The 21,195-nt window shown below is 65.6% G+C and carries 19 protein-coding genes and 1 tRNA gene; 13 read left to right on the top strand and 7 right to left on the bottom strand.

Annotated features, from left to right (window positions below):
* Positions 1 to 70: 70 nt before the first annotated feature.
* Positions 71 to 826, bottom strand: coding sequence for a DUF5781 family protein (locus NKF06_RS05595; protein ID WP_058826735.1), 756 nt, complete (start codon positions 824 to 826; stop codon positions 71 to 73).
* A 190-nt stretch (positions 827 to 1,016) separates the two neighbouring features.
* Between NKF06_RS05595 and NKF06_RS05590 the strand changes: the two genes are divergently transcribed.
* Positions 1,017 to 3,200 (top strand): elongation factor EF-2, encoded by a 2,184-nt coding sequence (locus NKF06_RS05590; protein WP_004969064.1) that lies wholly within the window; start codon positions 1,017 to 1,019, stop codon positions 3,198 to 3,200.
* A gap of 307 nt (positions 3,201 to 3,507) precedes the next feature.
* Here NKF06_RS05590 and NKF06_RS05585 read toward each other — a convergent pair whose 3' ends face one another.
* A complete protein-coding gene (locus NKF06_RS05585; RefSeq protein WP_253244781.1) occupies positions 3,508 to 4,242 on the bottom strand; it encodes a plastocyanin/azurin family copper-binding protein in 735 nt (244 codons plus the stop codon).
* Positions 4,243 to 4,674: 432 nt separating this feature from the next.
* Between NKF06_RS05585 and NKF06_RS05580 the strand changes: the two genes are divergently transcribed.
* The 5 genes from NKF06_RS05580 to NKF06_RS05560 all read left to right on the top strand — a co-directional run bounded on the left by NKF06_RS05580 (position 4,675) and on the right by NKF06_RS05560 (position 8,285).
* Complete coding sequence (locus NKF06_RS05580; protein ID WP_008091513.1) at positions 4,675 to 5,244, top strand: amino acid-binding protein; 570 nt, start codon at positions 4,675 to 4,677, stop codon at positions 5,242 to 5,244.
* Positions 5,241 to 6,194, top strand: coding sequence for a homoserine dehydrogenase (locus tag NKF06_RS05575; protein ID WP_058826734.1), 954 nt, complete (start codon positions 5,241 to 5,243; stop codon positions 6,192 to 6,194). Before NKF06_RS05580 ends, NKF06_RS05575 begins: the two co-directional genes overlap by 4 nt.
* 190 nt (positions 6,195 to 6,384) lie before the next feature.
* The gene (gene tuf / locus NKF06_RS05570) at positions 6,385 to 7,650 is read left to right on the top strand and encodes a translation elongation factor EF-1 subunit alpha (protein ID WP_004969067.1); all 1,266 of its coding nucleotides are present in this window, start codon (positions 6,385 to 6,387) and stop codon (positions 7,648 to 7,650) included.
* A gap of 2 nt (positions 7,651 to 7,652) precedes the next feature.
* Positions 7,653 to 7,961, top strand: a complete 309-nt coding sequence (gene rpsJ, locus NKF06_RS05565) for a 30S ribosomal protein S10 (protein ID WP_004044563.1) — start codon at positions 7,653 to 7,655, stop codon at positions 7,959 to 7,961.
* A 252-nt stretch (positions 7,962 to 8,213) separates the two neighbouring features.
* Positions 8,214 to 8,285, top strand: a tRNA-Ala gene (locus NKF06_RS05560).
* A gap of 545 nt (positions 8,286 to 8,830) precedes the next feature.
* Here the strand turns inward: NKF06_RS05560 and NKF06_RS05555 are convergent.
* Positions 8,831 to 9,250, bottom strand: a complete 420-nt coding sequence (locus NKF06_RS05555) for a hypothetical protein (RefSeq protein ID WP_253244780.1) — start codon at positions 9,248 to 9,250, stop codon at positions 8,831 to 8,833.
* 173 nt (positions 9,251 to 9,423) lie between these two features.
* On the opposite strand from NKF06_RS05555, the gene NKF06_RS05550 reads away from it, so the two are divergent.
* Together NKF06_RS05550 and NKF06_RS05545 are read left to right on the top strand one after the other, a co-directional pair.
* Entirely contained in the window at positions 9,424 to 9,798 is a 375-nt protein-coding gene (locus NKF06_RS05550) for a hypothetical protein (protein ID WP_253244779.1), read from the top strand.
* 82 nt (positions 9,799 to 9,880) lie between these two features.
* Positions 9,881 to 10,120, top strand: coding sequence for a hypothetical protein (locus NKF06_RS05545; RefSeq protein ID WP_004065334.1), 240 nt, complete (start codon positions 9,881 to 9,883; stop codon positions 10,118 to 10,120).
* Between the two features lie 137 nt (positions 10,121 to 10,257).
* On the opposite strand, the gene NKF06_RS05540 is transcribed toward NKF06_RS05545, so the two are convergent.
* The gene (locus NKF06_RS05540) at positions 10,258 to 11,577 is read right to left on the bottom strand and encodes a ribonuclease R family protein (RefSeq protein ID WP_042661929.1); all 1,320 of its coding nucleotides are present in this window, start codon (positions 11,575 to 11,577) and stop codon (positions 10,258 to 10,260) included.
* Positions 11,578 to 11,697: 120 nt separating this feature from the next.
* Positions 11,698 to 12,000: a hypothetical protein gene (locus tag NKF06_RS05535; protein WP_058826715.1), complete on the bottom strand. Its 303-nt coding sequence runs from the start codon at positions 11,998 to 12,000 to the stop codon at positions 11,698 to 11,700.
* A gap of 196 nt (positions 12,001 to 12,196) precedes the next feature.
* Between NKF06_RS05535 and NKF06_RS05530 the strand changes: the two genes are divergently transcribed.
* Complete coding sequence (locus tag NKF06_RS05530; RefSeq protein WP_004969073.1) at positions 12,197 to 12,676, top strand: RNA-binding protein; 480 nt, start codon at positions 12,197 to 12,199, stop codon at positions 12,674 to 12,676.
* 42 nt (positions 12,677 to 12,718) lie between these two features.
* On the opposite strand, the gene NKF06_RS05525 is transcribed toward NKF06_RS05530, so the two are convergent.
* Positions 12,719 to 13,399, bottom strand: coding sequence for a DUF1028 domain-containing protein (locus NKF06_RS05525; protein ID WP_253244778.1), 681 nt, complete (start codon positions 13,397 to 13,399; stop codon positions 12,719 to 12,721).
* Between the two features lie 219 nt (positions 13,400 to 13,618).
* Here NKF06_RS05525 and sepF point away from each other — a divergent pair, with 219 nt between their 5' ends.
* Both sepF and uvrA read left to right on the top strand, forming a co-directional pair.
* Positions 13,619 to 13,975 (top strand): cell division protein SepF, encoded by a 357-nt coding sequence (gene sepF, locus NKF06_RS05520; protein ID WP_004969075.1) that lies wholly within the window; start codon positions 13,619 to 13,621, stop codon positions 13,973 to 13,975.
* A gap of 120 nt (positions 13,976 to 14,095) precedes the next feature.
* Positions 14,096 to 17,044: an excinuclease ABC subunit UvrA gene (gene uvrA, locus NKF06_RS05515; RefSeq protein WP_253244777.1), complete on the top strand. Its 2,949-nt coding sequence runs from the start codon at positions 14,096 to 14,098 to the stop codon at positions 17,042 to 17,044.
* A 36-nt stretch (positions 17,045 to 17,080) separates the two neighbouring features.
* Here the strand turns inward: uvrA and NKF06_RS05510 are convergent, their stop codons facing one another.
* Positions 17,081 to 19,033 (bottom strand): hypothetical protein, encoded by a 1,953-nt coding sequence (locus NKF06_RS05510; protein WP_253244776.1) that lies wholly within the window; start codon positions 19,031 to 19,033, stop codon positions 17,081 to 17,083.
* A 134-nt stretch (positions 19,034 to 19,167) separates the two neighbouring features.
* Between NKF06_RS05510 and NKF06_RS05505 the strand changes: the two genes are divergently transcribed.
* Positions 19,168 to 20,169 carry an ABC transporter ATP-binding protein gene (locus tag NKF06_RS05505; protein WP_253244775.1) on the top strand — a complete coding sequence of 334 codons (1,002 nt, stop codon included), beginning with the start codon at positions 19,168 to 19,170 and terminating at the stop codon, positions 20,167 to 20,169.
* Positions 20,162 to 20,965, top strand: a complete 804-nt coding sequence (locus tag NKF06_RS05500) for an ABC transporter permease subunit (protein ID WP_253244774.1) — start codon at positions 20,162 to 20,164, stop codon at positions 20,963 to 20,965. Before NKF06_RS05505 ends, NKF06_RS05500 begins: the two co-directional genes overlap by 8 nt.
* The last annotated feature ends 230 nt before the right edge of the window (positions 20,966 to 21,195 follow it).

Genomic DNA, 21,195 nt, shown 5'->3' with positions numbered 1-21,195 from the left:
GCCGTACGGTCGGTCTGGTGGGACTCACACCGTTCGTCTGGCGCCTCGTGACCGGTGCGTAGCGTAGCACTCAGTCGGCGGCCATTCCCGGGTTGACGACGTAGTGTTTCACCACGTCGACGAGCGTCCGGCGGTACTCGCTTTTCGAGGGGTCGTCGGCGAGCGTCCGGAACTGTTCTTTGAACGTGTCGAGCGACACCGACGGTGCGTCGTCGCCCGCGGCGTGGGCGAGGTCGTACAGCCGGTGGTCGGGCTCGACGAGGTCGTGTCGCTCCACGAGCGCGAGGGCGAACGCGGCGTTCACGGCCGTGATTTCGGGGTCCGAACCCGCGGTGACAAGTCGAGAGCCGGGGCGTCCGGACGCCTGCGGTCGGTCGGCGAGCGCCGCCGCCAGTTGCGATTCGAGGAACTGGACGAGTTTGTCCGCGGGCGCGACAGACAGCGTCAGGTCGTCGGCATAGATATCCTTGCAGTGATTAGCGATTTGATAGCAGTGCGCGAGCTTCCGACGCTCGACGGTTCTGCCCGCGAGCGCGAGAAAGACCGCCTCGCGCGTGGATTGGTAGTGCGAGACGTGGCCTTCCTCGTTTCGGGCCATGTGTGAGAGTTCGTGGAGCGCGAGTTCGCGGGCCATCGCGCTGGTGGCGGCCTGCCGGGAGATGTTGAGGACGTGGTGGTCCTGATAGTGGCCGGCCCACGTGCGGGAGTCGGGATCATCGCGAACGCGCACGTACACGGGGTACGAAAGCTCGAACTCGGTTTCGAACAGGTCGGCGGCGCTCAAGAACGGGTCTGCCGGTGCGCCCCCGACGACTCGGAGGTCCATTCGAGTTGAGAAATGTTATCAATCAACATGACTCTTACGCCGACCCCGGCAACGAGATTCGCGTCCGGCGGACAGTCTCACCTATCGTGACAAAAATGCTCATACCCCGGCGGTAGGACGGCTGAAAATGGGAAATCCGCTCGGCAAAAACACTACTCTTTTGACCCTCCTGCCGGTAGACCACTGTATAATGGGCCGACGAAAGAAGATCGTCCAGGAATGTGAGAAACTGATGGACAAGCCGGAGCAGATCCGGAACATTGCCATCGCCGCTCACGTCGACCACGGTAAGACGACCCTCTCCGACAACCTCCTCGCGGGTGCAGGCATGATCTCTGACGAGACTGCCGGCCAGCAGCTCGCGATGGACACGAAGGAAGACGAACAGGAACGCGGCATCACCATCGACGCCGCAAACGTCTCGATGACCCACGAATGGGAAGGCGAGAACCACCTTATCAACCTCATCGACACGCCGGGCCACGTCGACTTCGGTGGCGACGTGACGCGCGCGATGCGCGCCGTCGACGGTGCGCTCGTCGTCGTCGACGCCGTCGAGGGTGCCATGCCGCAGACCGAGACGGTCCTGCGTCAGGCGCTCCGCGAGGGCGTCAAGCCGGCGCTTTTCATCAACAAGGTCGACCGCCTCATCAACGAACTGCAGGAAGGTCCCGAGGAGATGCAGAAGCGCCTCGTCGACGTCATCTCCGACGTCAACGAGCTCATCCGCGGGATGACCGAGGAGAAGGACTACGACTGGACGGTCTCCGTCGAAGACGGGACCGTCGCCTTCGGGTCCGCCCTGTACAAGTGGGGCGTCTCCATGCCGTCGATGGAGGAGACCGGTATCTCCTTCGGCGACATCATGGAACTCGAGCGCGGTGGCGACCGCCAGGAACTCCACGAGCGCACGCCGCTTTCGGACGTCGTCCTCGACATGGTCGCGGAGCACTTCCCCGACCCGCTCGACGCTCAGCCCCGTCGTATCCCGACGGTCTGGCGCGGTGACTCCGAGTCCGACCTCGCGCGCCAGATGCGCGAAGTCGACGACGAAGGCGAAGTCGTCTTCATGGCGACCGACATCTCGATGGACCCCCACGCGGGCGAAATCGCGACGGGTCGCCTGTTCTCCGGCACCATCCGCAAGGGTCAGGAGCTCTACGTCTCCGGGACCGCGGGCAAGAACCGCGTCCAGTCCGTCGGTGTCTTCATGGGCGGCGAGCGCGAGGAACTCGACCGCGGCGTTCCCGCGGGGAACATCGCGGCCGTCACGGGTCTCCGTGACGCCATCGCCGGTTCCACCGTCTCCTCCGTCGAGATGACGCCGTTCGAGTCCATCGAGCACATCTCCGAGCCTGTCATCACGAAGTCCGTCGAGGCAGAGCGCATGGACGACCTGCCGAAGCTCATCCAGACGCTCCAGCAGGTCGCGAAGGAAGACCCGACCATCCGCATCGAGATTAACGAGGACACGGGCGAGCACCTCATCTCCGGGCAGGGCGAGCTCCACCTCGAAGTCATCACCCAGCGTATCCGCGACAACCAGGGCATCCCGGTCCGCACCGGTGAGCCGATTGTCGTCTACCGCGAGCAGGTCCAGGGCAAGTCCCACGAGGTCGAGGGCGTCTCCCCGAACCGCCACAACAAGTTCTACATCACGGCGGAACCCCTCTCGCAGGACATCGTCGACTCCATCAAGCTCGGCGAAATCTCGATGGACATGCCCGAACTGGAGCGCCGCGAGGCCCTCCAGGAAGCCGGCATGGACAAGGACACGTCCCAGAACGTCGAACACATCCACGGGACGAACATCCTCATCGACGACACGAAGGGTATCCAGCACCTCAACGAGACGATGGAACTCGTCATCGAGGGTCTCGAAGAGGCGCTCGACGACGGTCCGCTCGCTGCGGAGCCCGTCCAGGGGACGCTCCTGCGCCTCCACGACGCGCGCCTCCACGAGGACACCATCCACCGCGGTCCCGCACAGGTCATCCCTGCGACGCGTGACGCGGTCCACCGCTCGCTCATCGCGGGTCAGGTGAAGCTCCTCGAACCCATCCAGAACGTCCGCATCGACGTCGCCTCCGAATACATGGGCTCGGCCTCCGGCGAGATTCAGGGTCGCCGCGGCCGCGTCGACGACATGTACCAGGAAGGTGACCTCATGGTCATCGAGGGCATCGCGCCCGTCGAAGAGATGATCGGCTTCTCGTCGGACATCCGTTCGGCCACGGAAGGTCGCGCCTCCTGGAACACGGAGAACGCCGGCTTCCGCGTGCTCTCGGACAACCTCCAGCGCGAGAAGATCATGGAGATCCGCGAGCGCAAGGGCATGAAGCTCGAGCTCTCGCAGGCTATCGACTACATCTAAGCGCGAGCTTTCGCGCCTTCTTTCGGTCACCGGCCCGGGAGCGACCGCAGTGTGTCACACTAACGGTCGCAGCGGTTGCTTCTCGCCGCTCCGTTTTCCGGTCGCTCGGTCGTCCCTTCAGGGGTGAATCGGACGACCGGGGGCGCCGACGTCGAGCGCCGTCAGACTCTCCGTACATTCGCTGTCCGATGAGAGTCCGAACTACGCCACGATAACGGGCTCTCGAAACACCGCCCTTGACGTAGTACTGATTGATAAATAGAACAAATAAAAACGGAGATCGGCTTCACCGCCGCGTGGAGTTCGGTTACAGCGTCAGGTCTTCCCAGGCAACGCTTCCTTCGCTGACGATATTCTCCGGTGTCATCTCGGGAGCGCCCAGAACAGCTCCGGCGTTCGGAATCGGAAGCGGTCCGTATGTGTCCGACGGGACAGCTCCGCCGCCGGATACGACGATTCGGGCAACCATCCCGAGGGTGAGGTGGGGGAGGCAAAGCACGTCGTACACGCCCTGTTTCGTAAAGCGGTAGAGCCACGAGTCACCGCCCACCACCGGAGGCGACGTGAAACCGTGTGACGTTGGAACCCGGCTCGGTAACGTGAATACCGGAGGTTCGCTGAACTTCGGATGGAACGACGTCACCGTGTGAAGCCCATGGTGGACGCGGAATTCGACGACTTCGCCGGGGCGCACGTGCAGTCCAACCGGGTCGAAGATGAACTCCGCCGGAACCTCGTTCCCTGACTCGGGGTCAATCGGGAAGTCGTCGTGGATGTTCTCTTCGTGGGTGTGAAGTTCGACGACGTGGTCGACGAGTCCCGAGGGAACGGTGTCATCCGCCGAGTACGGCGCGCCGTACACCTCGTCGATTCGGTTTCCACGGCCGCTGGTCGCGGCTGCCGTCCCCCCGAGTGCCGACACGGCTGCACCCACACCGAATACTTTCAGCAGTGATCGCCGGTCGATTCCGTGATTCTTGATGACCTCTATCAGTTCGTCGTCGCTGAGTTCGAGGTCGTCGGTATCTGTTTGTTTGGTCATCTGTTTTCCTACCGTCACTGTCCCACCGCGTGACGCGGCACGTGATGGCGTGTATATATCTACGGAAACTGAGTTTGCTACCCATCAACTAACTCGAATATTCTTCGCCTAAGGCTGACTTTCAGACGCTCGTTAGCACGACTGAAGCCGTGGGCTTCCGCCCAAATCACGTGATAATGAGCACACGGCGATCCGTTCTCTCCGACCGAGTCCCAACTGCCGCGGCCGAACTGCACTGACACCCATGTCAAATGCCAGCACGCTGTCGGCGTCGGCAAACCGTGTCGGCTACGAAGGCTTATACCGCGTGGCCGAATCACGGATACGTATGCGTAAGGGTACGTCTCTCGACTCCTGGCGCGACGACGCGAAACCACGACCGAACCGCGCGTCGCGGACAACAGCGTCGGGACGGCCCACGGGGGTGGGACAATGAGCGCACAGGACCTCGACGGCGGGAGCGACGCCGAGACCGACGGGAGCGGCGAGATGCCGAAACCGCACACGATTCGGCTCGAACTCGTCGATGAGCCCGGACAGCTTTTGGCCGCGCTCAAGCCCATCTCCGACAACGGCGGTAACCTGCTTTCCATCTTCCACGAACGAGGGAGCCTGACTCCCCGCGGACACATCCCCGTGGAGGTCGACCTCGAATGCCCGCCCGACCGCTTCGAGCGAATCGTCGAGGCGCTCCGCGACGCCGGCGTCAACGTCATCCGCGCCGGCGCGGAGCACTTCGGCGAGGAGGTAATGGTCATTCTCGTCGGCGACATCGTCGATTCCGACCTCTCGGACACGCTCCACCGCATCGAGTCCTCGGCGGACGCGACCCTGCAGGACCTGTCGCTGTCCGCCCGCGAGGGGACCAACGAGGCGTCGAGCGCCCGACTCCGACTCGCGGTCCGCTCCGGCCGCGTCGACGAGACGCTGTCGGTCGTTCGCGACCTCGCCGCCGAGAAGGGACTGCACGTCGTCGAGCCGCTCGCGGAGGGATCCCAATGAGCCTCAGACTCGCAGTGCTCGGCGCGGGCGCGGTCGGCGGCTCGGTCCTCGACCTCGCGGGCGACTACGGTCACGATGTCGTTGCGTTCGCGGACTCGTCTTCCTCCGCGGTCGACCCCGCCGGGCTCGATCCGAGCGCGGTCCACGACCGAAAGGAACGCGAGGGCGTGGTCGGCGAGGCGGACCCCGCGGCGGTGTTCGACGCCGATTACGACGTGTTGGTGGAGGCGACGCCGACGACGCTCGGCGACGCCGAGCCCGGCTTTTCGCACGTCGAGCGCGCGCTGGCCGACGACCGTCACGTCGTGCTTGCGAACAAGGGTCCGGTCGCGGAACGGTACGCCGACCTGCGCGCGCTCGAAGCCGAGAGCGAGGGGACGGTCCAGTTCGAGGCCGCTGTTGGCGGCGCGATTCCCGTCCTCTCGACCATCTCGGACCTCGGCGCGCCCCACGTGACGGCCGCGCGCGGCGTGCTGAATGGGACGGCGAACTTTATCCTCTCACGGATGGCCGCCGAGGGACTCGACTATGAGCACGTGCTCGCGGAGGCACAGGACCTCGGCGTCGCCGAGGCGGACCCGACGTTCGACGTCGACGGCATCGACGCCGCGCTGAAGTTCGTCATCCTCGCGAACGTCCTCTCCGACGGCGAGACCGAGTACGCGCTCGACGACGCCGAGGTCGAGGGCATCCGCAACGTCCCGGGAACGGCGCTCGATCTCGCCGCCGAGGACGGTCGGACAGTCCGCCTCATCGGCGAGGCGACGGCCGACGGGGTCCGCGTCGCTCCGCGGCTGATTCCGCAGGGCTCCGCGCTGTCGGTCACGGGCACGCAAAACATCGTCCAGTTGGAGACCAAACACGCGGGCCAACTGAATATCAGCGGCCGCGGGGCGGGCGGTCCGGAGACGGCGACCGCCGTCCTGTCCGACGTTTCACGCCTCGAATAGCAGACAGGCGGCCCGTACCCTCTGTTTCTTTCGACTGTCGATATCCACCGGACACTCCATTTCCGCGACCGTGGTATGGTTCCGCAAATCGCAGTACGGCGGTTAGACGGCCCGTAGCGCGTATCGAAATCGTTTTAGGGGTTTCAGCAAAAACATTCCCCACAGAGCGCCTTAGCGCGTGAACACACCAATGAGCGACAAACCCCACCAGAATCTGGCCATCATCGGCCACGTCGACCACGGTAAGAGTACGCTCGTCGGCCGACTCCTGTTCGAGACCGGCTCCGTCCCGGAGCACGTCATCGAGCAGCACCGAGAGGAAGCCGAGGAGAAGGGCAAGGGCGGATTCGAATTCGCCTACGTCATGGACAACCTCGCCGAAGAGCGCGAGCGCGGTGTCACCATCGACATCGCCCACCAGGAGTTCGACACGGACGAGTTCTACTTCACCATCGTCGACTGTCCTGGCCACCGCGACTTCGTCAAGAACATGATCACCGGTGCCTCGCAGGCTGACAACGCGGTTCTCGTCGTCGCCGCCGACGACGGTGTCGCGCCGCAGACCCGCGAGCACGTCTTCCTTGCCCGCACCCTGGGCATCGGCGAACTCATCATCGCGGTCAACAAGATGGACGTCGTCGACTACAGCGAAGACAAGTACAAGGACGTCAAGGAGCAGGTCAACAAGCTCCTCAAGCAGGTCCGCTTCAACTCCGACGACGCGACCTACGTCCCGATTTCGGCCTTCGAAGGCGACAACATCGCCGAGCGCTCCGACAACACGCCGTGGTACGACGGCGACATCCTGCTCGAAGCGCTCAACAACCTGCCGGCACCGCAGCCGCCGACGGACGCGCCGCTGCGCCTGCCCATCCAGGACGTCTACACCATCTCCGGCATCGGTACGGTCCCGGTCGGCCGTATCGAGACGGGTACCCTCAACCCCGGCGACAACGTGAGCTTCCAGCCCTCTGACGTCGGCGGCGAGGTCAAGACCGTCGAGATGCACCACGAGGAAGTCGACCAGGCCGGACCTGGCGACAACGTTGGTTTCAACGTACGTGGCGTCGGCAAGGACGACATCCGCCGCGGCGACGTCTGTGGCCCGGCTGACGACCCGCCGAAGGTCGCCGAGACGTTCAAGGCGCAGGTCGTCGTCATGCAGCACCCCTCGGTCATCACCGCTGGCTACACGCCGGTCTTCCACGCCCACACGGCGCAGGTCGCGTGTACCATCGAGTCGATCGACCAGAAGCTCGACCCCGCGTCGGGCGAGGTTGCTGAGGAGAACCCGGACTTCATCAAGTCCGGCGACGCCGCCATCGTGACCGTCCGTCCGCAGAAGCCGCTCAGCATCGAGCCGTCCTCCGAGATTCCGGAGCTCGGCAGCTTCGCTGTCCGTGACATGGGTCAGACCATCGCGGCCGGCAAAGTGCTCGAAGTCAACGAGCGATAACGATGCAACAGGCACGCGTTCGGCTCGCCGGCACGAGTCCGGAAGACCTCGACGATATCTGCGACGACGTCCGCGAGATCGCGAACAAGACGGGCGTCAACCTCAGCGGGCCGATCCCGCTGCCCACGAAGACGCTCGAAGTCCCCGCCCGCAAATCGCCTGACGGCGAGGGGACGGCGACGTGGGAGCACTGGGAGATGCGCGTCCACAAGCGTCTCATCGACCTCGACGCTGACGAACGCGCTCTGCGCCAGCTGATGCGCGTTCAGGTTCCGAACGACGTCAGCATCGAGATCGTCCTCGAAGACTAACGACGGCGCTGTCCGGACCCCCGGACCGCCCGTTCGTGACGGTCGGCCCGTCACACTCGCGGCTGTCGAGGCGCGCGTCCGGAGGACTCTGCCTCCGAGCTGACTTTCAGCGCTAAGGCGCGTGTCATCTCACTTCCGTTCGACGCGCGAGCAGACGCCCGCAGAATCGCCCGACGGAACGGGATGCTATCGCATGCCCGACCGCGGACAAAACATAGGGTATAAGTGTATCCCACGACTCCGTGGGAATGAGGGCTCGTAGATCAGTGGCAGATCGCTTCCTTCGCAAGGAAGAGGCCCGGGGTTCAAATCCCCGCGAGTCCATTTCCTTCGGTCGTTTCACTCCCTCAGTCAATGGACTCGCTTGCCCCCGTTCGCTTCGCTCACGGGGACCCCGCGAGTCCACTACCATTTTCGCGACGCAATACAACGAGTCGTGACTTCGTCAGGAGTCCGACGAGTATCAACTGCGTCGCGAACAGATGTACGTCCAGTTTCTCATTTCCGTCCAATGCCGAGTTGATATGCCGCGAAGTACGTACTGAGCATCGATATGGCAAGTAGAGTGCAGAACGTGCTTATAAAATAGAGAAGTTCAACGATTGAATTCGGTGAGCTGACACCCAGAAATCGTGATACGATCGCAGCGAATCCAACCGAAGGAAACGAAGCAATCATCAGTACAAATCTACTGGACCATGCGCTGGACCGCCCCAGCATGAAGTCTGTTGGAGGGGCATCCATACTATAATCATACGCAAAGAGTTGTTTTAAAATTGTCATTTCCGCCCAGTACCTCACGGCCTAGGCTACCGCTGTTTTTGTGACGCTTCCCACCGTGGCGAATACTGAGTCGTCGCGTTCTACGACTACACAATCGCGATCCGAACGAAGTACCACTCCTCGTCGTACCGGACGAGTTCGGGTCGGTCAGAATCGTTGAACGCGAACGGATTCTCCTCGTCGGGTCCGAACGTGACTCGGCCGTCGAGCGCGTCCCGAAACACCTCTTTCCGCGGTTCGGAGAGGTTCTCGAAGCGGGCGGTCTTGTTATCGGGCCATTCGTCGGCCCGACTTTGATTCTCCAGTTTCGAGACGGAGACGAACTCGGTCCCGTACGTCGGGGAATCGGTCGCAGTCGTCGTGGTCGCCGCCGTCGCGGTCGTCGTCTGGGTCGTCTCGGCCGCGGTCGTAGCTGTTGTCGTGGTCCCGGTCGGAGCCGGGGTGCCGACACAGCCGGCGGCGAGGAGGACGCAGGCGACGAGACAGGCGCGACAATGTGGGGACATACCGTTCGAAGCTTGCGGAACCCTCGTGAAGTGTTTTCTGTGGCGCTCGCGGGGGACGCGTCGTCGCCGCGGAGTCGGTTGGCTTGCTTGACACGCCTTCACTTCCGCCGAACCCGACACTTTCACCCCGCTCATGGCGGACCCTCTTATCGCCTCGCTCCGAGGCCGTCGGTATGGAAACACGACGAGGCGAACCCCCGTCGGACCCAACGGCCCTCTTTCGAGCCATCGTCTCGAAACTCCGCGAGACGCGCCGCGGGGTCCACCAACACCGGATGGCGCAGGCGCTCCTCCAGAAGGACGCCAACGGCTCGCGGCTGGTCGGACTCGACGAGAACACCGAGCGGGCGGTCTTCTTCAACCCCGCGTCGCGGACGCTCGAACTGATACCCTTCGACCGGGAGGGAACTCACGAGGAGCGCGCGGAGGTGCTGTCGCGTCGGCTGAGCGACCCGTCGTCGTGGGTCGAGGCCAACGCGGCGGGGCTGTCGTGGATCCACCCGCACTTTCGGTGGGCCTGCGGGTTGGACGACGCCGGGCAGCCGTGAGTCGAGAATCGTGAGTCGCGTCCGACCGTGACCGGTGTCCGACCGTGAAGAATTATACGCACGCCGCGCGCACAACACGTCCATGAACGACGAGGAACTCGACGAACTCCGGTCGTCGCTCACGCCCTACGAGTCCAGCGGGGGCGTCACCACCTACCAGAACACCGTCTCTATCGCCTGTCCGGCGTGCGAGAAACCGTTCGACGACTTGGTCGTCTGCGAGAACGACTACAACAGTCTCGAACTGAGCATGATGCTCGACCTCTGTGTGACCCAGCACGACGGCGACGTGCTGCTGTTCACGCACAAACAGGAGGAGTAACGCGGCCGGCGACGGTGGGACGCGGTCCACCGTTTCAGTCTCGCAGTTACGAGTCCGTCACCCCGTGCCCGTCTCTCCAGTAGCGGTCGGTGAATTCTCGTCGGCCAAAAACGAGTGGTTGCGCGACGACCGCCCGGTTATTCGCGCGGCGGGAGACCGTTTTCGTCGATGACCTCGCCGTCGTCGTCGACGGTGACGATACCGCGGTTGTTGACCGCGTAGGGGTCCAAGCCGACTTCTTGGAGGAACTGCTTGTAGAGCCGCTCGGCCGTCTCGGCGTCCTTCTGGCGGTCGGAGGCGCGGTCACAGAGTTCCACGAGGTCTTCGGGCACGTCGTTCTCGTGGACGATCCAGTGGTTGATAAGGTCCGACAGCCGGCGGATGGGCGAGGTGAAGTGGCCGTAGATGTCGAAGTTGAGCGCGTAGTGGCCGCCGAAGGGGTCGTTCATGTACTTCGCGCGGGGCATGACCTTCAGCACGGCGCGCTGAATCTTGTTGAGGGTGCGGGAGTTCGCGCTCTCCAAAGCGTCGTTGACGGCCTTGCGGGGCTCGTCCCACGACGTGGACTTGATGCTCACGCCGTCGAGTTCGGTGATTTCGCGGAGCGCCTTGTCCCACTGGTCGGGGGTCGGCTGCGGGTGGACGCGGTACATCGCCTCGACGCCGCGGTTCCACATGAGTTCGTGCGTGACGGCCTTGTTCGCCTTCAGCATGCACTCCTCGATGATGGTGTGGGCGCGGTCCCGACTCGGGTTGAGGACCAGCGAGCCGTCTTCCTTGCGCTGTTCGTGGAGTTGGTCCGCGAGGTCGAAGACCAGCGAGTTCTCCTCGTGGAGGGGGAGGTCGGGGTCTTCCAGCCGGTTTTCACACTGCGTGTAGGTGAGCCGTTCGTTGGAGTGGATAACGGACTTGTAGATGTCGATAGACTCGAACGAGAGCGTGTCCTTCTTGATCTCCATCTCGACGGTGTGGGCGAGGCGGTCCTCCTCGGGGACGAGAGAACAGACCGTCTCGGCCAGCGCCGGCGGGAGCATGTGGATGGTGTAGGCGGGGAGGTAGACGGTGTTGCCGCGCTTGACGGCCTCGGCCCACATCTCCGAACCGGGGTGGACGTAGTGGGTCACGTCGGCGATGTGGACCCACAGCGTGTACGTCTCCTCGTTCTCGCGGATGCTTAGGGCGTCGTCGAAGTCCTGGGCGTCGACGGGGTCGGTCGTCCACGTCGTAAGGTCTCGGAGGTCCTTGCGGTGTTCCAACTCGTCTTCGATCTCCTCGTGGACGCCGTCGGTGCGCGCACGCGCCTCCGAGAGGACTTCCGGCGGGAACTTGTCTCGAATCTCGAACTCCTCGAACAGGTCCTCGCGCTTGTTCTGGAGGTGTCGCGCGAGTTCGGCGTCTATCTCCACCGGTCCTTGCCCTTCGGCGGTCCCGGCGTACGCCTGCGCGTCGTCTGACATAGTCCCGACTAGACGGGGCAGGGAGAAATGAGTGTCGGGCACGGCCCGCGACGAGAAGGAAACGATATCGCTCGCGACCGTGACCTCGTTCGCCTCGGCGGCGGTCCGACGGCTGCGCCCTCAGCGGCCGCGCTCGCCGGGCGATTCGTACCGCTCTTTGACCGCGTCGAAGTAGCGAAGCAGGAACTCCTCGTTGGAGATGCTGTGTTCTTCGATGTCGATGAGGAGGCCTTCGAGCTCCTCGCGGGGCTGGTGACAGAGCCCTCGATAACAGGACTTACAGAGGTGTTCGAACCGCTTGCCGTGCCGTTCCCAGCGGTTCCCCTCTTTGTCGTACTCGCGCGCCGCCGACCGGAGGACCGCGTCACCGCATGCGATGCACACGACACGTTTCCGGTCCCGGTTCGTCCGGGAGCGCCACATATCGTTGGAGTGGACCCAATCGTACTTAGCAGTTTATCCTGTCACAGTCTGACGCGCGTCGGACGCCGACGCGACTCGGTTCGGGTTGCTCCGAGGTGACTCACCTCGCCACGCGTCCGGTCGGCCGTCGGGAGGCGTCGCCGACCGCCCGATGCGGAGCGGTCGATTTATCGGCCGTGAGCGTCCACGACCCGGTATGAAGGTCAAGTCCCGCCACCACCTCCGAAGCGACGAAATCGACGCGCTGTGCGACTCTATCGAATCGTCCCTCGGCGTCGCCCTCGACGGCGACGCGTTCGAGGCGGTCGAGTTCGCCGACGCCGACTACGAGGTCGTTCTCGTCGACGGCGAGCCGGCGGTCATGTACGTCGACGACCAGCCGTTTCTCACGGTCAAGGGCGCGAACCAGTTCCCGCCGACGACGAACGTCGTCACGGTCGACGCGGGCGCGGTCTCGTTCGTCTCCAGCGGGGCCGACGTGATGCGACCCGGCATCACCGAGGCCGACGACACCATCGAGGCGGGCGACCTCGTCGTCATCGCCGAGGAGACCCACGGCAAGGTGCTCGCCGTGGGGCGCGCGCTCGAAGATGGGGCGGATCTCGTCGGTGACTCCGGCAAAGTCGTCGAGTCCATCCACCACGTCGGCGACGACCTCTTCGAGTTCTCGGTCTGAGCCGACCCCCGGGGTCTCAGGCCCCGGCGCTCAGAACTCTCGTTACTCTTCTGCGTACTTCTCCAGCGCCGCCTCGTACCCCTCACGCGCCATCGAGAACGTCTCTCGAAGGTCGCGCAGCGGCGTCTCCGTCGCGTCCACGCGGAGGTCGTTGTAGTACGGGTCCATCTCGCGGTCCTCGGTCGAGGTCACGACGACGGCCGCGCTCTGGATGTCGAGGTCGTCGCGCTTGTCGCCGCCCGTGGCGTGTCCCGCGCCGAGCGCGTCGATGAGCCGTTTCGCGAGCGGTTCGCCGCCGTCCACGTCCCGCTCGTAGGCGTCGGCGGCGGCTTCGACGACTTCCGCGCCCGTGAGCAGGTTGCCCGCGACGGTGTAGTCGTCGCCCTCGCGGTGGCCCGCCCAGCCGAGGCAGTCGTCGCCGGTGAAGGCGAACGTCCCCTCGGAGCCGACGCCGTGGAGCTGTCGCTCCGCCCGGCCGTCGTCGGCGTTCAACAGCGCCCGGAGGGCGTCGTCGACGGCGAGACCGTCTTCGAGGTAGTCCAGACCCTTCTCCCCGAGCTCGACGTTCGTCAGCGCCTGTGTCGCCACCGCGCCGTGTTCACTTGCAAACGGACAGAGTGCGCCGACCCCCGGCAGGCGGGTCGTCACGGCGACGCCGAAGCGGTGCTGGTCGTCGCCGTCGGCGTCGACGTACGACTCGCGGACGCAGATGCTGAAAGTCATCGTGTTCGTCTGCTCCCGCGCGCCGCGAGGTAAAAACACCCGGCGAAACGCCGTGAGTGGCGCACGCGCTGGATATCCGCCGGCGTCGCCGCTTCCCGTGGCACCGCTCTCGTGTGACGGTACTGCCGTCGATTCGTCGGGTCGACGAGGCGAGAAGTGTCTGAAAACAGACAGTCGTCTGACGTAAGAACTAACCCCGTTGTGGCCTCTCTACGTCCTATGGGTATCATGAGTAAGATTCTCGGTGGTGGTGGTTCCCGCACGACCGAGGACTACGTCGAACTCGACCTCGACGACTTCGACACCGCTCGCGGCGACGCCGGTCTCTCGGTTCACATCGCCGAAATCGGCGGGCAGCAGGACGTTATCGCCATCAAGGACGCCGTCTACGACGGCAATCTGGTCATCGCGGACATCACTCGCCACACGACCTCCGACAACACGATGGAACACATCATCGACGACCTCCGGCAGGTCGCGCGCGAGGTCGACGGCGACATCGTCCAGAAGGGCGACGACCAGATTGTCATCACGCCCACGGGCATCTCTATCTCGCGGCAGAAGCTCAACGGCTGACGGCGGCGGACGACACCCCGCTTACACTCCGATTTCTCCACGACTCGCAGACGCGAGCGATGCGGTTCGAACGGCCCGAACCGATGCCTATTCGGTCCTCTCGTTCCTAGAGTCGTCCGAATGAGCAAGGACTACATCGAGGTTCGTGGTGCCGAAGAGCACAACCTCAAGAACCTCGACGTTCGCATCCCCCGCGAGACGTTCACCGTCGTCACCGGCCTGTCGGGGTCAGGCAAGTCCTCCCTCGCGTTCGACACCGTCTACGCGGAGGGCCAGCGGCGGTACATCGAGTCGCTTTCGGCCTACGCGCGGAACTTCCTCGGCCAGATGGACAAGCCGAAGGTCGAGGCCGTCGAGGGCCTCTCGCCCGCCATCTCCATCGATCAGAAGAACGGGGCCAACAACCCTCGGTCGACCGTCGGGACCGTCACCGAACTCCACGACTACCTCCGCCTCCTGTACGCCCGCGTTGGCACCCAGTACGACCCCATCACGGGCGAGGAGGTCGGCGAGCAGTCCGCACAGGACATGGTCGACCAGATTCTCGAACTCCCCGAGGGCACCCGCGCGAAGGTCGTCGCGCCGGTCGTTCGCGATCAGAAAGGCGAGTTCAAGGACCTGTTTTCGGACCTCGTCTCCGAGGGATACGCCCGCGTCGAGGTCGACGGCGAGGAGTTCGACCTCTCGTTCGAGACGCCCGAACTCGACAAGAACTACGATCACACCATCGACGTGGTCGTCGACCGTGTGAAGGTCGCGCCCGAGGCGCGCTCCCGCATCGCCGACTCCGTCGAGACCGCCCTCGACGAGGCCGGCGGCGTGCTCAAACTCATCGTCCCCGACCCGCCCGAAGACCTCCCCTTCGCCTCCAACACCCGGTCGACCGGGTCGCTCGCGGGCGAGAGCGACGACCGCCTTGTCGTCGAGTTCTCCGAGGAGCTCGGCAATCCGAACTCGTCGTTCCGCTTTTCGGAAATCGAGACGCGGTCGTTCTCGTTCAACAGCCCCCACGGGGCCTGCCCGGAGTGCGAGGGCCTCGGTAAGGCCAAGGAGGTCGACCCCGACCTCATCGTCACCGAGCCGTCGAAGCCGCTCAAGCACGTCTTCGAGCCGTGGAGCTACAACCGGACGTACTACCGCCGCCAGCTCGACAACGTCGCCGACCACTTCGGCGTCAGCGTGGACACGCCGTTCGAGGAGCTTTCCGACGAGGTACAGGACGCCTTCCTGTTCGGCACCACCGAAGACGTGGTGTTCGAGTGGACGACGAAAAACGGCACGCGCCACAAGGAACACCCCTTCGAGGGCGTCGTCGGCAACCTCGAACGCCGCCACGTCGAGACCGACTCCGACCGCACGCGCGACCACATCGAGGAGTTCATGGCCGTCACGACCTGCCCCGACTGCAACGGGTCGCGGCTCAAAGAGCAGTCCCGCCACGTCCGCGTCGGCGGCACGACGCTCCCCGAAGTCAACCGCATGACCATCGCGGGCGCGCTCGAACACTTCGAGGGCCTCGAACGCGACCTCTCGGAGCGCGACCGGACCATCGCACAGGAGATTCTCAAGGAGATTCGCGCCCGTCTCGGTTTCATGACCGAAGTCGGCCTCGAATACCTCACCTTGGACCGCGAGGCCGCCACGCTCTCGGGCGGCGAGTCCCAGCGCATCCGCCTCGCCACGCAGGTCGGTTCCGGCCTCGTGGGCGTTCTCTACGTCCTCGACGAGCCGTCTATCGGCCTTCACCAGCGCGACAACGACAAACTGCTCAACACGCTCGAAGGCCTCCGCGACCTCGGTAACACGCTCATCGTCGTCGAACACGACGAGGAGACGATGCGCCGGGCCGACGAGATTATCGACATGGGCCCCGGCCCGGGCAAGCGCGGCGGCGAGGTCGTCGCGCAGGGCGACTTCGACGACATCGTCGCGGCCGACGACTCCATCACGGCCGACTACCTCTCGGGCCGCAAGGACATCGACGTGCCCGACGCGCGCCGCGACGGCGACGGTGAACTCGTCATTCGCGGCGCGCGCCAGCACAACCTCGACGACCTCGACGTGCCGATTCCCCTCGGGACGTTCACGGCCGTCACCGGCGTCTCGGGGTCGGGCAAGTCCACCCTGATGCACGAGATTCTCTACAAGGGGCTCGCCCGCCGGATGAACGACAACACCTCCGTCGACCCCGGCGAGCACGACGCCATCGAGGGTTACGACGAAATCGAGACGGTCCGGCTCATCGACCAATCGCCCATCGGCCGCACCCCGCGGTCGAACCCGGCGACGTACACCGGCGTCTTCGACTACGTCCGCGAGCTGTTCGCCGAGACGAAGCTCTCGAAACAGCGCGGCTACGAGAAGGGTCGGTTCTCCTTCAACGTCAAGGGCGGCCGCTGTGAGGCCTGCAAGGGACAGGGCAACGTCAAAATCGAGATGAACTTCCTCTCGGACGTGTACGTGCCCTGCGAGGAGTGTAACGGCGCGCGCTACAACGCCGAGACGCTCGACGTGACGTACAAGGACAAGACCATCGCCGACGTGCTCAACATGGAAGTCGACGAGGCGCTCGAGTTCTTCGAGGCGAACTCGCAGATTCGCCGCCGCCTCCAGTTGCTCCACGACGTGGGCCTCGGCTACATGCAGCTCGGCCAGCCGTCGACCACGCTGTCCGGCGGCGAGGCCCAGCGCGTCAAACTCGCGGAGGAGCTCGGCAAGAAGCAGACCGGCGACACGCTCTACCTGCTCGACGAGCCGACGACCGGCCTCCACAAGGAAGACGAACGGAAGCTCATCGAGGTGCTCCAGCGCCTCGTGGACAACGGTAACACCGTCCTCGTGGTCGAACACGAACTCGACCTCGTGAAGAACGCAGACCACATCGTCGACCTCGGCCCCGAGGGTGGTGCGGGCGGCGGCACTATCGTCGCTAGCGGCACGCCCGAGGAAATCGCCGAGAACCCTGACTCCCACACGGGTCGGTACCTCCGCGACTACCTCCCCGACGTGGACGAGGAGGGCCCGCGCTCGGACCGTCGCAAGCCCGCGAAAGTGGCGAACGACGACTGAGCGCGCGCACCGATTTTTTCGCAGGCCGACTGTTCTTCAGCGCCGACGGTACCACCAGTAGCCGACGCCAGCGAGCGCGAGGACCACGACCAGCGCCGGAAGGACGGGGAACGTCGTCGCCGGTTCGACCACCTCGACGGCGACCCGCTGGGTGCCCGTCGAGAGCTGTCGGCCGGCGTCGTCCTCGTAGCTCACCTCGACGCCGACGACCTGCGTCTTCGGGACGGCGTCGCCGCTCACTTCGAGGTCGAAGACGACGAGGCGCGTCTCGCCGGCGTCGAGCCGCGGGACGAACGCGACGGCGTCCTCGCTCGAAAGCGGCTCCTCGGCGACGAGTCTGACCGTCACGTCGGTCTGCGGCGTCGACTCGGTGTTCGTCACCGCGAGGACGAGCCGACCGTTCGAGTCGACTTCGAACGTCGCGTTCCGCGGTTCGATCGCGACGGCGGGAGAGCCGGTGCTCACCGCCGCGAACACGTCGGTCCGGTCGGCCGCGCGCAGTTCGTCGCCCGGCGGCCGGTACTCGACGACGAACGGGAGCCGACGTGTCCCCGGCGTTGAGCCCGCGGCGAGGCCGATGGCGTACTCGAACTCGGCGACCTCCCCGGGCGCGAGCGTACCGACGGTGACGTCGAGGTCCGTCGGCGTCAGCGCCGGGTCCTCGGTTTCGAGGCGCATCACCACGTCGCGGGCTTCGGCCCCGCCGACGTTCTCGACGGTGCCGACGACGCGGCCGACCCCGCCGACTCTGAGCGTGCTCTCTTCGACCGTCACGGCGAACGCCGGACCAGCGCCGGGGTCGAGGCCGGCGACGAGCGACTGGGTCTTCCGGTCGCCCCCGGGGTTGCGGAACGAGACGGCCACGTTGAGCGAGTAGGGCCGGTCGAGGGCGTCGTCGGCGACGCGGGCGCGGAAGCTCACGCGCCTCGTCTCGCCCGGCTCCCACGCGCCGACGTAGGCCTCCGCGGCGGGCGCGCCGGCTCCGAAGGTCACCTCGGAGTCGGCGGAGGAGACGCCGACGGTCGTCGCCGCGGCGGTCGCGTCGCCGACGTTCACGAGTTCGAGCGTCAGCGTACCGGTGTCGCCGACGGCGACCGCCGCGTCCACGTCCGCGAGTTCGAAGTCGGCCCCACGAGTCGGTCTGACCCCGGCGACGACCGACCGCGAAGTCCGCGTTTGGCCGTCCTCGTCGCGGTAGGTCACGGCCACTTCGACCGAGTAGTTGCGGACGATTGCGTCGTCGGCGACGCGGGCGCGGAACTCGACGCGCTCTGTCGCACCCGCCTCCCACTGGCCGACGAACGTCTCCGCGGTGGCGACGCCGCTCCCGAACGTTATCTCCGGGTCGGTCGAGGTGACGGTCACGGTCGCGTCCGCGGCCCCGACGGGACCAACGTTCTCCACGTCGAGCGCGACGGTTCCGCTGTCGCCGACCGCGAGGGCGGCGTCGACCGCCCGGACCGCGAACGCGGGTCGGCGCTCGACGACCACTTCGAGGTCTCGCTTGATGATGCGGCTCCGGTGGGTCGTGTCCACGTCGTCGCCGTCCACGTACACCGAGGCGGTGTAGTCGTAGGTGAACGTTACGGGGAGTTCGTAGGTCCCGGGCCGCGCACCCTCGGCGACGCGGAGGCGGAGCGACGCCGGCCCGGAGACGCCCTCGGGAACGGTTCCGATGGGAATCTCGCCGCTGACGACGGTAATCGGTCCCTCGGATTCGCCGCGGATGGTCAGCGCGCGCGCCGTCTGCACGAGCGCCTCGTACTCCTCGGGGCCGTCGCTCGTGACCGTCCCGCTGTTGACGACGAACACTTCGACCGTGGTCTCGGTGCCGGCGACGAGTCGGTTCTCCGGCGCGATAATCGAGAGGTCGGGACTTCCGGTCACTCGGCTGGCGGCTGCGGCGCTCCCGGTTGCGCCGGCGAGGGCGGAGAGGACCAGTAGCGTGGCGAGGAGCACGGCGCTCGCCCGCCGGGGACGACGAGTCATGGTGAGGGAGACCGGCGGCCGAACCCGCCTCAGTCGCGCTAGATACGCGGTATGTAAGCTTAACAACACGCTCGGCTCTCAGTCGGCGGTAACGTCACGCAAGGGATACGTTCGGGGCGCGCCTACGTGTGAGTATGTCCGTCCCCGCTATCGACATCGACGGTCTGACCAAGTTCTACGGGGACGTTCGCGGCGTCGAGGAGCTGTCGCTTTCGGTCTCGGAGGGTGAACTGTTCGGCTTCCTCGGCCCCAACGGCGCGGGGAAATCCACGACGATTCGCCTCCTCCTCGGCCTGCTCAAACCGACCGACGGCACGGCGAGCGTCCTCGGCGTGCCGGTGGACGACCGCGCGGCCTTTCTCGACGTGCTCGCCCGCGTCGGCCACATCCCCGGCGACCCGCGGTTCTACGACGACGTGACCGGCCGGAAGACCCTCGACTACTTCGCCGGGCTCTCCGGCGACGACCGCCGCGACGAACTCCTCGACCGCTTTCCGGTGCCGCTCGACCGGCCGGTCCGGGCCTACTCGCGGGGTAATCGGCAGAAACTCGCCATCGTACAGGCGTTCATGCACGACCCGCGGGTGGTCGTGATGGACGAGCCGACCTCGGGGTTGGACCCACTCGTCCAACAGGAGTTCTACGAGTTCCTCCGCGAGGAGCGCGACCGCGGGGTGACGGTGTTCTTCTCGACGCACATCCTCGGCGAGGTCCGCGAGGTCTGCGACCGCGTCGCCATCATCCGAGACGGTCGCCTCGTGGCCGTCGAGGACATCGACGACCTGCTCGCCCGAAGCGGCAAGGTCGTCACGGTCCAGTCGCCGGACGCCATCGACCTCGCTGACTTCGATTTCCCGGAGACCATCGACGCCCGTATCGAACCGGACGGCTCACTCCGACTCGTCACCTCGGGCAACTACGACGCCCTCGTGGACGCGCTCGAAGGCTATCGAATCGACGACCTCGAAGTCCGCGAGACGGCCATCGAGGACGTGTTCATGCACTTCTACGACAAGGGCGACGGCGCAGAAGACGGCGTTGCCGCCGGCGACAGCGCCGCCGCCGACGAACCGGACGAGACCGAAGACGACGCGGAGCCGTCGCCCGCCGACGCCGAGGAGTCCGCGAATGCGTGAACTCGACATCGCGGCCTTCGAGTTTGCCCAGCGTCGGCGTGGTCTCGCCATCGTCAGCGCACTTCTCGTGGCGACGGCGGGGCTCACCATCGCCGTCTTCCCGTCGTTCGGCGAGTCGGACATCGACTTCGCCGAACTGCTGGAGTCGTACCCCGATGAGTTCCGGGCGGCCTTCGTCGGGAGCGTCACCGACTTCTCGTCGCTCGAAGGCTACCTCGTGGTCGAACTCTACCAACTCGTCTGGCTCCTCATCGTCGGGAGCTACTTCGCCTACGCCGCGGGGTCGCTCGTCGCCGGCGAGGTGGACCGTCAGTCGGTCGAACTCGTCCTCGTCCGTCCCGTCTCGCGCACCCGGTTCGTCGTCGGCAAGTTCCTCGCGATGCTCCCCGCGGTCGCCGTCGTCGACCTCGCGCTCCTCGCGGCCGTCGTCGTCGGCGCGGGCCTCATCGACGAGGAGATTCACCTCTCTCGCCTCCTCGCGGTCCACGCCGTCGGCGGCCTCTACCTCGTCGCCTGCGTCGCGGTCGGCCTCCTCGCGTCGGCGTTCTTCGGGCGCGTCCGCCGGGCACAGGGCGCGGCCATCGGCGTCGTCTTCGGGACGTTCCTCCTCGACTCCCTGACGGTCGACACCGACTACGAGTTCCTCGGAGCCCTGTCGCTCACGCGCTACCTCGACCCCGGGGAACTCCTCGTCGCCGGCGACGTGGACTGGGGTGGAATCGCCGTGCTCGTCGCCGTGACGTGCGTTCTCGTCGTCCTCGCGGCCGAGGTGTTCGAGCGGCGCGACCTGTCGTAGTCATAGTGCCGTCCTCCGCCACGCGCGGCCCGCGCGGTCCGCGCGCCCACCGCGAAGCCACCGCTTCGAACCGGAGCCACCGCCTCGCACCCGCGCTTTTCACCGCCGAGCGCCTTATGTCACCCATGCACCTCTACGCCGCCGCCAACGGCGCGGTCCTCGCGGTCGTCGGGGTCGCCAGACGACACGACCGGCCCGCCGGCGACTCGGCGACCACCGAATCGAGTGCG

The organism is Haloferax sp. AB510 (genome assembly GCF_024136985.1).
GTDB lineage: Archaea > Halobacteriota > Halobacteria > Halobacteriales > Haloferacaceae > Haloferax.
The sequence above is the reverse complement of the archived record's forward strand: the minus strand, read 5'-3'. Positions and strand labels throughout refer to the sequence as shown.